This window comes from Bartonella callosciuri (assembly GCF_014203215.1).
Classification (GTDB): Bacteria; Pseudomonadota; Alphaproteobacteria; order Rhizobiales; family Rhizobiaceae; genus Bartonella; species Bartonella callosciuri.
On the sequence record NZ_JACHIM010000001.1, the window covers coordinates 321,501 to 335,058 of the forward strand.

General features: G+C 36.8%; 7 protein-coding genes and 2 pseudogenes. 5 read left to right on the top strand and 4 right to left on the bottom strand.

All coding sequences use genetic code 11. From position 1 onward, the window contains the following. Positions 1-181 precede the first annotated feature (181 nt). Both rpoD and dnaG read right to left on the bottom strand, forming a co-directional pair. Positions 182-2,194 carry an RNA polymerase sigma factor RpoD gene (gene rpoD, locus HNQ69_RS01420; RefSeq protein ID WP_183228319.1) on the bottom strand — a complete coding sequence of 671 codons (2,013 nt, stop codon included), beginning with the start codon at positions 2,192-2,194 and terminating at the stop codon, positions 182-184. 338 nt (positions 2,195-2,532) lie between these two features. Further along, entirely contained in the window at positions 2,533-4,470 is a 1,938-nt protein-coding gene (gene dnaG / locus HNQ69_RS01425) for a DNA primase (protein WP_183228416.1), read from the bottom strand. Between the two features lie 136 nt (positions 4,471-4,606). On the opposite strand from dnaG, the gene HNQ69_RS01430 reads away from it, so the two are divergent. The 3 genes and pseudogenes from HNQ69_RS01430 (at position 4,607) to HNQ69_RS01440 (ending at position 8,480) form a co-directional block, all read left to right on the top strand. After that, positions 4,607-5,824, top strand: coding sequence for a mechanosensitive ion channel domain-containing protein (locus HNQ69_RS01430; protein ID WP_183228320.1), 1,218 nt, complete (start codon positions 4,607-4,609; stop codon positions 5,822-5,824). A gap of 70 nt (positions 5,825-5,894) precedes the next feature. Continuing rightward, a pseudogene (locus HNQ69_RS08120) lies at positions 5,895-7,579 on the top strand (Na/Pi cotransporter family protein). A gap of 649 nt (positions 7,580-8,228) precedes the next feature. Beyond that, entirely contained in the window at positions 8,229-8,480 is a 252-nt protein-coding gene (locus HNQ69_RS01440) for a GlsB/YeaQ/YmgE family stress response membrane protein (protein ID WP_183228321.1), read from the top strand. A gap of 1,061 nt (positions 8,481-9,541) precedes the next feature. Here HNQ69_RS01440 and HNQ69_RS01445 read toward each other — a convergent pair. Next, positions 9,542-9,721 carry a hypothetical protein gene (locus HNQ69_RS01445; RefSeq protein ID WP_183228322.1) on the bottom strand — a complete coding sequence of 60 codons (180 nt, stop codon included), beginning with the start codon at positions 9,719-9,721 and terminating at the stop codon, positions 9,542-9,544. Positions 9,722-9,727: 6 nt separating this feature from the next. Continuing rightward, positions 9,728-10,024, bottom strand: a pseudogene (locus HNQ69_RS08290) (phage DNA encapsidation protein); the annotation flags it as partial. 392 nt (positions 10,025-10,416) lie between these two features. Between HNQ69_RS08290 and ubiC the strand changes: the two are divergent. Together ubiC and carA are read left to right on the top strand one after the other, a co-directional pair. Next, the gene (gene ubiC / locus HNQ69_RS01460) at positions 10,417-10,932 is read left to right on the top strand and encodes a chorismate lyase (RefSeq protein ID WP_183228324.1); all 516 of its coding nucleotides are present in this window, start codon (positions 10,417-10,419) and stop codon (positions 10,930-10,932) included. A 1,400-nt stretch (positions 10,933-12,332) separates the two neighbouring features. After that, the gene (gene carA, locus HNQ69_RS01465; protein ID WP_183228325.1) at positions 12,333-13,523 is read left to right on the top strand and encodes a glutamine-hydrolyzing carbamoyl-phosphate synthase small subunit; all 1,191 of its coding nucleotides are present in this window, start codon (positions 12,333-12,335) and stop codon (positions 13,521-13,523) included. The last annotated feature ends 35 nt before the right edge of the window (positions 13,524-13,558 follow it).

A 13,558-nucleotide genomic window follows, 5' to 3' on the forward strand; every position in this document is an offset into this window, starting at 1 on the left:
TTTTCATAGACAGTAAACAACATCAAACCCAAGAGAAAGATTGAACACCATATGGATCGGACAGATTGTTCAACACTTCCTATACACTCTTCTCAAAAAGACATCTCAAGAACGAGGTAATATGTCCTTCATCCATTTTCACCAAGAAAGCATGCATCTTTTAAAATGTACAAATTTCTCATTAAGAATCGAGAAAACTCCGCAATTTTCGTGAACGGCTAGGATGCTTTAATTTACGAAGTGCTTTTGCTTCAATCTGACGAATACGCTCCCTTGTGACTGAAAACTGTTGACCAACTTCTTCCAAGGTGTGATCGGTATTCATCCCTATACCAAAACGCATTCGCAAAACACGTTCTTCCCGTGGTGTTAATGAAGCAAGCACGCGAGTCGTTGTATCCCGCAGATTAGCCTGAATAGCTGCATCAATTGGCAATAGTGCATTTCTATCTTCAATAAAATCACCCAAATGGGAATCGTCTTCATCCCCAACAGGTGTTTCAAGTGAAATAGGTTCTTTTGCAATTTTAAGGACTTTTCGTACTTTTTCTAATGGCATCGAAAGTTTGCTAGACAGTTCTTCTGGTGTGGGTTCACGCCCAATTTCATGTAAAATCTGACGCGAAGTACGAACAATCTTGTTAATTGTTTCAATCATATGGACAGGAATACGAATAGTACGCGCCTGATCAGCAATTGATCGGGTAATAGCTTGGCGAATCCACCATGTGGCATAAGTAGAAAATTTATACCCACGCCGATATTCAAACTTATCCACAGCCTTCATTAAACCGATATTGCCTTCTTGGATAAGATCAAGAAACTGCAAACCACGATTAGTATATTTTTTTGCAATTGAAATCACGAGACGCAAATTAGCTTCCACCATTTCTTTTTTAGCAATTGTTGATTCGCGCTCACCTTTCTGCACTTGCATAACAATCCGACGGAATTCACCAATGGAAATGGCAGTTTCTTGTGCAAGATTTTGTATTTCGCTACGCAAGCGTTGAATTTCTTTGGCCTCACACATTGAAAATTCTTGCCAACCAGGCCCTGGCAAAGTCGCAATATAATTTATCCAATCTGCATCCAATTCACGACCTTGGTATTCTTTTAAAAAATCCTGATGACTAATGCCATAGTTATTAGCTATCCGTTTCAGCTTACCCTCATTATGAATGAGCCTCTTATTGATATCATAAAGCTGCTCAACCAAGGATTCGATACGATTTTGATTCAAAGAAAGAGATTTTACTGCTTGAATCAACTCACCCTTTAATTGAATATATTTTTTCTTCTGAGAAGGTGAAAGAGCCCCTTCTTTACACTCTACCAAACTGCTCTCAACATGCTGATCTTGTAACTTTCGCAATTTTACATAGGTTTGAGCAATGAAATCCAATGTTTCCATGACCTGGGGATAGAGTTCATTTTCCATTGCAGCAAGGGACAAGTTAACTTCGTCATCGTCTTCTTCATCATCCTCAACGCCTCTGTCTTCCACGATATGTTCCATATTACGTATGCCAGAAGATACTTTTTCCTCTCTTATCTTATCAATTTCACTTTGTTCAACAACAGGAGCCTGTTTTGCTTCTGGACCCGCATAAGTCATTTCAAGATCAATAATTTCACGCAGAAGAATATGATGCTCTTTCAGTTCTTCACGCCAGATAATGAGAGCCTGAAAAGTCAAAGGACTCTCACAAAGCCCTGCAATCATTGTCTCACGCCCTGCTTCGATACGCTTAGCAATGGCAATTTCGCCTTCCCGCGAAAGCAGTTCAACAGCTCCCATCTCACGCAAATACATACGCACCGGATCATCCGTACGATCGGTTACCTCACGCTTATTGGTTGTCGCTGTAATTGCATGGCTAGAGGACTCTGTTAAATCGCCCCCCTCTACTGTGACTTCTTCTTCATCATGTTCAGACTCGACTTCGTCTTCATCGTCCACGACATTAATACCCATCTCGGATAACATCGCCAAGATATCTTCAATTTGTTCGGAGCTAACTTCTTCAGAAGGAAGAACTGCATTCAGTTCATCCATCGTCACATAACCATTTTTTTTTGCAAGTTTAATCATTTTCTTGATGGCATCATCAGAAAAATCAAGAAGAGGACTATCCAAACTCGCTTGGCTTATTACTTCTACATTATCTTTCTGTTTAACCTTTGTTGCCATACCTTAACTCCACTCGATCACTCCATAGCTTCCACGTGATCAGCTTTTGCGTTCTCACCTAACGTATCAACAATTTATCCTATATATTTCCTCTTAGAAGAGATTGCTATTAGAAAGAATACATTTTGTAAACGCCTTTCATTCACACAAAAACGCGGGAAAACTTCAGAAGTTTCCCCGACACCTCTCAGCCTTTCTGAGATAATCTCTGCACCCTATAGTAAGAACCAATTTCCCGCTTTTTCTAAAATTTATTCGTCATTCCTTATAAAAATGCCGCTCTACATAAATTTTCTCATATTAAGCTTTAGGTGACTGATTCGCATCAAAAAAGCGAATCATTTTATCATATCTTGCTTATTCCCCTCTATTTTTTCATCCAACCAACTTCCAAATCCTTCAATTGATGCCTCTGTCGCTTGAGTCTGCTCCAACTCATTTTTTATCTCACGAAGCAGATCAAAAACCTCACTCTTAGGATTTTCTACAAGTTGCTCTTCAATATCTTGTAATCTCTTATGTAGGTGGTATTCTTGAAGATGCAAGTAGAGCGCTTGTTTTAATATAGCACGAGCGTCCTCTATGGGAACTCCGACGACAATAGTCCCCATACCAACATGTTGCACAAGATCTTTCATACGTTCTAACAACGCTTTTTGTCCTCTTTCTTCTAAAAGTGCAACCATTGTCTCTTTATCATGAAGCTGCTGTTCTCCAAGAATTTCCAACATGGATTGATGGAAACATACTAATTTTGTATTTTGTAACTCCAACTCAGCAAGAACTTCAAAATTTTCATACCATAACTCAGGGTAGTAAGCCAGAATCAATAAAATAACTGCCTCACGCAAAGGGATAGATTGCGAAGAGTTTTGCACTATGTCAGAATTGACTACAGCAGAAAAAGGTTGATCTTTAAATATGCTATTTTGAGAGGACTTATGATATCGTCCTGCATCTTTTTTTTTCGAAAAAGAAGGATAAAAAAATTCAAAAAGCCGTTTCTTTATATCCTGTAAATAATAACGCCGTAACTCTTCATCCTTAATCGTAAAAATTTGCTGCTTCAATTGTTTTTCCAGCGTTGCTCGTGCCTCTGGGGTTTCAAAATTCTTTCCATCTGTAAAACGCCACCACAAAAGCTCAATCAATGGAATTGCTTTTTGCAAAAAAGAAGAAAAAAGTTGTGCACCACCAGCAGCAATAATTTCATCTGGATCTTTGCCTTGTGGCAGCAAAACAAAGCGCACAGACACCCCCGCCTTTAAAAGAGGCAACACACGATCAGCAACACGCAAAGCAGCTTTTAAACCAGCGTCATCTCCATCAAAACACAAAATAGGATCAGTCCTCATCTGCCATAAAAGCCCAATTTGCGCTTCCGTTAATGCTGTTCCCAAAGGCGCTACCACTCCCTCAAAACCGGATTTAGTTAATGCGATGACATCCATATAACCTTCAACAACAAGGAGTGAACGAAGTCTTTCATTACCCCCAGAGCGGCTATTTTTGCGAGCAGCGGCGGCATTGTAAAGGATATTTCCTTTATGAAACAGCACTGTTTCAGGACTATTGAGATATTTTGCCGGCGTATCTTTTTCTAACGCACGCCCTCCAAAAGCCACCACACGTCCTCGTAAATCTTCAATAGGAAACATAATACGATTTCTAAACCGATCATAGGAAACTGTATTTCCCTCACCCAATTTGAGAAGTCCACAATCTTCCATTTGTTTTATTGAAATACCACGTGCACTTAAAGCTTCTTTCAAAGCTGTACGCCTCATTGGGGCAAAACCAATTTGAAAACGCTCTGCAATTTTTGGCGTTACACCGCGTTCATCAAGATAACGACGCGCCTGCATACCTTCTTCATCGTGTAAGCTACGTTGAAAAAAATCCGTAGCTATTTTCATAACGTTATAAAGATCAGCTTTTTCCATTTGGCGCTTATGACTTTGCGGATCAAAAAGAGGGAGTTTTATCCCCGCAAAATCGGCTAAACGCTCTACACTTTCTGAAAAATGCAATCCATCAAGTTCACAAAGGAAAGTAAAAATATCACCGCTCACACCGCAACCAAAACAGTAATAACGACTTTTACGATCATCACAGTGAAAACTTGGAGTTTTCTCACCATGAAATGGGCAACAGCACCAAAAATCTCCTCGCGAAGGCTTGCTTTTTTGGGGATCAAAAACCACCCTTTGTCCAATAACTGTTGAAATTGGCAATCTTATGCGGAGCTCTTCAAGGAAATCAGGAGGAAAGCGCATCATCTCTCACAGAGTTTTAAAATTCTTTTTTGCATATTTAATAACTTTAGAGCATAATTCCAATACTAGCCTTTGATCGGTTGAAAAGGTTTAAAGACTCAACCGTTTAAAATCTGAGAAATGGAGAGTAAATAAAGTGATCAAGTTCCTTGTTCAATATCCGCTGCTAGAATCTATTACTTGGCTCATTATTCTTATCATCATTACACTTTTAGTCAATTTTTTAGCAAGAAAACTACTTTTTCATGGAGCAAAACAGCTTTCTTCTGTTCTTCCTAAAAAAACAACCGTTGATATTGAGTGCACCATTCAATACATCGCTAATATTGTTGCAGCCTTTACTCTTTCAATCGGTATTAATTTTATACCAACACTTCCTGGTGCACTCAGCACTATTATAGGTAATGTTGCGAACGCTTTCATTATTTTTGTTGTTGTCCTTGCCATTTCTTCTCTTCTTAATGTTATTAATATCCTTTATGAACAACGACCAACAGCGCGGTTAAAACCAATAAAAGGCTATATTCAAATCGCTAAAATTGCGCTTTTTACTCTAGCTGCAATTCTGATGATCGCCACATTGATTGACCGCTCACCTCTTATTCTTCTATCCGGTCTTGGTGCAATGGCAGCTGTCCTAATGTTGATTTTCCAAGATACGCTGCTTTCTCTTATTGCAGGCATTCAAATTTCATCGACCGATATGGTACGTGTTGGCGATTGGATTCAAATTCCTAGCCTCGATGTAGATGGGAATGTCACTGAAATCGCACTTCACACTGTTAAAGTTCAAAATTTCGATAAAACAAGTACAACTGTGCCTATCCGTAAACTGGTAACTGATCCTTTTAAGAATTGGCGTGCAATGGAAGAAGCGGGAGGACGACGCATTAAACGCTCCCTTTTTATTGACCAATCAAGTATTCGTTTCCACACAGAAGAAGAACAAGAATGCCTTTCCAAATTTAATTTGTTAGAGAACTATTTCACAGAAAAAATACCAGAGATAAATAAATGGAACACGCAATTAGATAAAAATCGCGATGTTTTAGCAAATACACGTCGTTTAACCAATATTGGAACTTTCCGTGCTTATATCTTTTCTTATCTAGAAAAGCATCCAAACATTGAACAAAACATGACCCTGATGGCACGACAACTCCCTCCGACACCAAATGGTTTACCCTTGGAAATCTATTGTTTTACCAACACAACCGTTTGGTTAGAATATGAAAAAATTCAATCTGATATTTTTGACCACCTTTATTCCATTCTTCCTAGTTTTGGTCTCAGGATTTTTCAAAATCCAAGTGGCTATGATTTTCACCATGCATTAGAAGTGAAAAAAACGTAAAATGATCAACCTCAATTCGTCAATATTTTTAGATCAACCTTATTTATAACAACAGAGAAAGAAAAGTATCATGAATGGTTCATTGGTACTCCTTCATCTTGCAGGCGCTATTTTTCTCCTTCTTTGGGCCACACGCATGGTGCGCACAGGCGTTGAACGCGCCTATGGTGACAAGCTTAAATACAAACTGCGCCACGTCATTTCCAGACCATTATTTGCTATAAGTTTTGGACTTTTTACAGCAATGATTTTACAAAGCTCTACAGCAATAACGCTCCTTGTTGGTTCTTTTGTTGAGTCTGGTTTTGTCTCTGGGTTAGCCGGGCGGCTGTACGTGGGGAAGAATTAGGATCAGCATTAGTTGTCAAAATCTCTCTTATGATCTTACTCTCGTGGTACCGCTTTGTCTTTTAATCGGTACGTGTATCTTTATGACAACTGAAAAACGCGATTGGCGCCAAATAGGACGTATTGTCATCGGTATTGGCCTTTTGATTTTGTCTTTACAAATGATAAGCACAGCCACAGAACCTTTACGTGATAGCGCGATTTTGCCTAGCATCATTAGCTATCTTTCAACCGATTCTGTTTCCACTTTTTTATTGGCAGCAACATTAACTTACCTCTTGCACTCATCTATTGCAGGGATTATTTTGATAGTCAATTTTGCCAACTATGATCTTATCCATGCTCAGCTATGTGTTGTAATGGTTTTCGGCGTCAATTTTGGTTCTTTCCTCATAGCACCACTTTTAACACGCAACGCCTCCCCTAATACCCGCCTCGTTCCATTGGGGAATTTACTCATGCGTGGAGCCGGTTCAATCCTTGTCCTTATCTTATTTCTCTTTTTTCAACCGCCAATCACATGACTTGGGAATAACGCTTCTACTCAAGTTATTAACGCCCATATCATTTTCAATGTTTTCATTCTCCTTGCCGGGATCCCACTTTCAAAATGGACTTTAAAACTGACCACTAAAATTGTTCATATAAGTACAAAAAAAACGCCAGTCGATAAAATGCTTAACTTATCTGATCAAACAGCTCTTGATGATAGCGTCCTTGAACGTCCAACTTTAGCGCTTTCTAATGTCATGCGTGAAGTTATCCATATTTGTGATCTTGTGGATATCATGCCAGAAAAAATCATGGAACTTTACGAAAATTCTGATCCTGATATCATTCGTGAACTCAACCAGCTGAATATTATATTAGACAAAAAACATACTGCAATCAAACTTTATCTCGCCCGATTAGCTGGACAAAAACTGTCTGATGAAGAGGCCCTTCAAACACAAGAACTTCTAAGCGCTTGTATAAAATTAGATCAAGCAAGAGACATCATTATTCATAATATGCTTATGCTGGTTAAAAAGAAACAACAAAAAGGTTTAAAATTCAGCACCGATAGATGGAATGACTTGCTTCATTTCCACACCATTGTTCTCGCTAATGCGCATATCGCATTTAATGTTCGTGTTTCGCGGGACACACACTACGCATTTACTGGTGCAGAAAAAAGATCAACTGCGAAATTTAGAAAAAGAGATGAGTTTAAAGCATTTTAAATGCCTTCGTGAAGGTGATCTCAAAAATGTAGAGTCGTCCAGCCTTCATCTTGATACTGTACGCGATCTCAAACAAATCAACTCCCTTTTAACCTCAATGATCTACCCAATTTTAGAAACACAAGGACTACTCAAAAGCTCCCGCCTGCGTAATCCTTGGGAACAACAAACAGCAAAATATTAATCTTAAAAAGAGATAATAAACGAACCATATCAATCATTGCATTATGAACATTGAAGTGTCCTTATAAAGGAGGCACACTTTAAAGCACTATAAAGGGAAAAGGTGTGTCATAAGAAATATAAATATTCATGGATATTTTTATAGATTGGACCGACACAATATGTTTCAAAGAATTACAGAGAAACATTTTAAAACCTCATTTCAAACAACATTGATACCGTATTGGTGATATTCTTTTCAACTTTTTGAGTATCAATTTTACTTCTGGCGTTAATCACATCATTTTAGTTTTTTGCAAAACTTGTATAAAAACTTACAAGAAAGCCTCTCATAAATATACATTTTATGATTGCAAAGTACTCTCGCAGATATTTTTACGTAAAGTGGTTGTTAAATTCAGCACTTTTTGTAATATTAGAGAAATTATATATTATGGCTCAATAAGTTAGCCATATGTTACGTGCGGTATATGATTTTATAGATATAATACTGCAGGCAGAAGATATTCACATTGGTTGAGAATCCACGAAGCAGAAATTTTAATAAAGTTCCCAGCAAGAGCCCCTCGGCAAAAAGAAGTAAACCTTGACCTTTACAAAGCTTACCCTAATTAGAACTAACAGTTTAAATTCAGGCAAAGGAGAGTACAATGGAAGACGCAAATATCGGCTGGATTGCAGCTATTATTATCGGTGGCCTTGCAGGTTGGGCTGCGCAATATATTATGAAAAGCCAGACAGGATTGTTTCTAAACATTATCTTGGGGATTATTGGATCCGCATTAGCTAGCTTTCTTTTTGGCCTTTTAGGTGTGAGTTTTGCCGGGTGGCTTGGCTATCTTATTTCAGGTCTTATAGGCGCCTGTATTCTTATATGGATAGGGCGAAAAATACGATCATAGAACATTATTCACTTTTTAAGGCACCTTTTTGTGCTGAGTGAAATTGTTAAAATATTTCTGCCATAGTTTTAAAGATGCAGCCAATGGTGGAATGGGGGTTAGATGCTTAAGCTGCAATCTCTTACATAACCTTACATCACCATTACCGCCTCGTTAAACTAGAAACGGTAGAGGTCTTTAGCAACACATATGCCGCCATAACGAATATGCTGTGATGTGCTCATACCAGCGGAGATATCGATGTTGTTTAGAATGCAATACGAGCTTATCTTTCTATCATTCCGGCTTAAAATATCATTGATTGAATATCTAATTATTCCTACTATCTCATAATGCCCAAGGTTCTGGTAAGAAATAAAATATACCAATCACAATAAAACCTTGCTCATCTCAATATAATACCAATACAATCAATACATATTATTATAAGAACAACAATTGCTCCAAAACTCTATCGCATAGTACTTAACTCTATGCACTCTACAAACAGGACCATTTCATTCAAAGACTCAAATATCCCTTTTGAATTTCATAAATGAAAAGAAAGTTTCCTAGGATGCGTCGGAGATAAAAAACTAAACGTTATAAAAAGATACTCTTCCCTTGTTATTCGGTATCTTCTATTCTCACCTTTTATGAATTAAAGACTTTCTCAATCACCCAATATAAAATTTAAAGGACCACACATTTCAAAAATCATTTTTTACAATGAAAGAATATTATATTCAAACTCTATAATATTTATCACTTATTAAAAATCTCTAAGGATTAATAATATTAATAAGTTTGTTATTATCGATGATTTTATTACAAAATAATTTAGTCTTTTATAAACGATATTTTTCTAACATTCCTGCATTCGCATATACCATAACATCACTATAAAGCCAAAAAACTTTATGATTTGATAAGATTTTTATTCTTTTTTAAATAAACATATCAACACCAACTTTTTAACATTCAAAAATTTGAATGCATTTACGTGATATAAATTTTTTCATAAGCTTATACTTTTTTAATGAAAGGTTCCATTAATCGTCTTACTTTCATTGTTTTGAAAACTACATGCCTTCTCTAATAAATTTTGCAAGCCGTTTTAAGTAAGCATCTTTAGCAAGGTTTTCTTTAATTGCATCTTCATAGAGGACTTTGTTATCAATGCTGTGTGTAGGAAATTCTTTGATATTTTCTTCTCTAATGAAGAATTTATCTGCCGCAAAATATAGCTCACTGTTCTCCATTAATAATCAGATTAATCTATGTTTTTTCCTAATAGATTTCATTTTATTAATGAAAGCAAAATCATCTTTAATAACATTTTTTGAGAATATTAATGAACTATATGTTGTATCTTTAATAGATTGTGCAAATCTTGTTGTTAATTTCTCTTGTATAAATTCTTTTCCTACAGTGTGACCAATTAATATCGACTTTGATTTATAATGTGTAAATTCGTCACTTTGATGGTTTTTAGGATCAAAAAAATCGAAATATGGATTAGAGCTTGAAATACTATTTCCAAGACATATCATTCTCCCATCATTGCTATGTCTAAAACAGTTTCACATAAGCTAACTAATTTTTGAGGTTCATCTCTTAAGTAGCTGTTATTATCACATATGAATTCTTCAAATATAATGGTTTTAACTTTTGGAAATGCCTAAACCTTTATCACTATCAAGAAAGTTCCAAAACGCATAGTATGAAAGGGCTTCAGATAAATCATAATATATGATTTTCCTTCATTTTTTAATTAAGATTCAATCCAATAAATATATTCTCTGTAGATCTTCTTTAAGTTCCCATCGGTTAAATTTTTCCTTTACAGCTTTCCATTTAAAAGCTTGCTACCTTTGCATTTCTCCATTACAAGAAGCGTTTATTTATATCATCCAGTATAGTGTACAGAATACGATTTTAGATGTGGAGTGAAACGATGTCTGATCCTAGAGATTCCATCTTACCACCTCTAACGTGGCTATCTGATCAAGATCCTCCAATACCAGAAAGCATCCGCAATTGGCTTATGGAGTCGGACTCTATGACACTTCGATTGAAACAGCACTGTACCTGCATCCATGTCGAACCACAACGTGAATGTTTTATTACGCATGACAAATTGCAAGAAGAAGCGGAACATTTGCCCAAGAGTGCACGTTACTGGCTACGCGAAGTCATAATAATGGGAGATAATCAGCCTTGGCTCCTTGGACGTACTGTAATTCCGCAAGAAACTCTATCCGAACACCATCAAGCTCTGATGCATTTAGGCACTATACCACTGGGACATTATTTATTTAATCATGACAAATTAACCCGCGATTACATTCATATCGGCCAGCAAGGTGGACTATGGGCACGACGTTCCCGTTTGCGATTAGAAGGCAAGCCATTGTTGCTAACCGAGCTTTTTTTAACAGCTTCACCGCTCTACACAACAAATCCTGCATAAATAAAAAACACTATACTTTTTCCATTCTGAAAACTCATTGATTTTATATAATTTTTTCAAGGTAAGGAACAAGTTTTCAAACTTATCTGAATAGCATACTATGCATGAAAAACTTTTTTCGCAATACTTTTTAAACCATTCCAACGCGGAAATATCGCCACTTTTACAAAGAAGCATTTAAAAATCTCTTTTACCTCATCCTAACCATGAAAACATAAAACAAACTTGTCTTTGATAAGCTTTGAATATGTACACCATATTAAAAATTATCTGCATTTAAGTTACCTGCAGAAGAATATCCATCCTTTTAAAATATATGGTAGCTCTAAATACCAAGAAACATTTTTGAAGCATCAAAGATGATTGACAACATGTTTAAAAAAAACTTTAAATTTTTATCAGACAGTTTTTCTAACCGCCTTATTTTTTCTAAAAGCTTCTTGAGATTGCAGGAATAAATTTTTAGAAAAGTTAAAACGCTTATAACTCCTTTAATGATGTAATTCTCATAGAGGAAAGCAGAACATAGCACAAAAAGAGGCATCTTGTTTCTCCATCAATAGAAAAAAACACCAATTTGCTTATTTCAAAGAACTCTTCCCTCATACTAATTTTACAGGATAAATGCTTCTTAACAATGTCTCCATGCTTTCTGTACACTGAATAAGTTGCCAGTCGTAAAAAACACTTTCAAATGCCCTTTGCAAATTGGTAAGATTCATTCTAATTTTTTACGAAAGTTATTGCAAACCTTAGAAAAACTCATTTAGCTTGGATAACGTTCCTTGAGCTCTACCATAACCTTACCGATATAATGTAATCTTTCGGCCCTTGTTTGTGCCAAAGCTTCAAAAAGCATTTATTCAACTTTTTTCTCATCGAACCGACAAGAACGGAATTCGCAAATAGCTTCTATCTCCTCTTGTTTTTTATACCGATTATAAGAGACAAAACCCTTTATAAATAGGCGTTAACTCCTCACACTATTGAAACATTTTAGTGAAAACCTACTGTCTCTGATGATCATAGACCTCCGGATTCCCTTTATCACGATCTCTAAGCATCTGTTAAACGAAGTATAACAAGACAGGCCCATCTTAGACCCTCAAAGCATTTTGAACACAACACCAATCTAGTCTCACGCAACATAAATTTACCCAATTTGTTCCAACAGAAAAACCATCTTTAACCAATCTTTATCTATCTGCAATGCACGACTAAAAAATAATAAATACTCAGATCTTAGAAAATCCAAAAACAAGACTTTACCTCTTCGTGGAATATACCTATACTTTCCATCGTAAGCAAAACAGTGTAAGAACAAGATACATAGCATTGATGGTGCTTTTGTATAACGTTGATCATTATGCCTTTCAAAAAGTAAATTGTGGATGCACACTATGACACAAACTATCCCATCTCGCGATCCTTGGAGTGTAAGCAAACCTACAGCCCTCTTAGTATTAGCTGATGGGACAGTTATTGAGGGTAAAGGAGCAGGTGCTACAGGTATTGCTGAAGCTGAAGTGTGCTTCAACACAGCCATAACAGGTTATGAGGAAATCCTCACAGATCCATCATATACACAACAAATTATTAATTTCACTTTTCCTCATATAGGAAATGTAGGCGCAAATAGCGAAGATATTGAAGATCTCACACCCCTCAACTGTCGTGGTGCAATAGGTGCTATTTTTAAGGCAGATATTACGCACCCCTCTAATTATCGCGCAAATGAAAACTTTAATAAATGGCTCAAAGCACGTAAAATTATTGCACTTTGTGGTATTGATACACGCGCACTTACTATTCTTATCCGTGAAAAAGGTACGCAAAATGCCGTCATCGCACATAATCCTCAAGGAGACTTCGATATCCTCTCTTTAAAGAAGCGTGCACAAAAATGGTCTGGTCTTATTAATTTCGACCTTACAAAAGAAGTTACCTCTAAATCATTAAGGCAATGGAATGAAAAACCATGGGTATGGAATAAAGGATATAGTACAAATAATGTGCATAAGCTTCACATCATTGCAATTGACTATGGCATTAAACGTAATATTCTTCGCCTTATGGCGATACAAGGTGCACGCATTACTATTGTACCCGCACACACAAATGCAGAAGAAATTCTGGCAATGAACCCCGATGGTATTTTTCTTTCCAATGGACCTGGTGATCCGGCTGCTACGGCACAATACGCCATTCCAACTATCAAAACATTGATTGATCGTAATTTACCACTTTTCGGGATATGTCTTGGGCATCAACTTCTTGCTCTCACGGTTGGCGCAAAAACCATAAAAATGCACCAAGGGCATCATGGCGCCAATCACCCTGTTAAAGATCTTAACACTGGAAAAGTTGAAATCGTATCAATGAACCATGGTTTTGCCGTAGACACAACATCTTTACCACAATATGTTCAAGAAACACATATTTCCCTTTTTGATGGTTCCAACTGTGGCCTTCGAATCATTGGAAAACCGGTTTTTTCTGTTCAATATCACCCCGAGGCTTCCCCCGGTCCACAAGACAGTCACTACCTCTTTCAACATTTCTGCGATCTTATTATGGACTATAAAAAATAGCTTAATTGAAGTCCTTAATTTTTGGGATTTTTTCT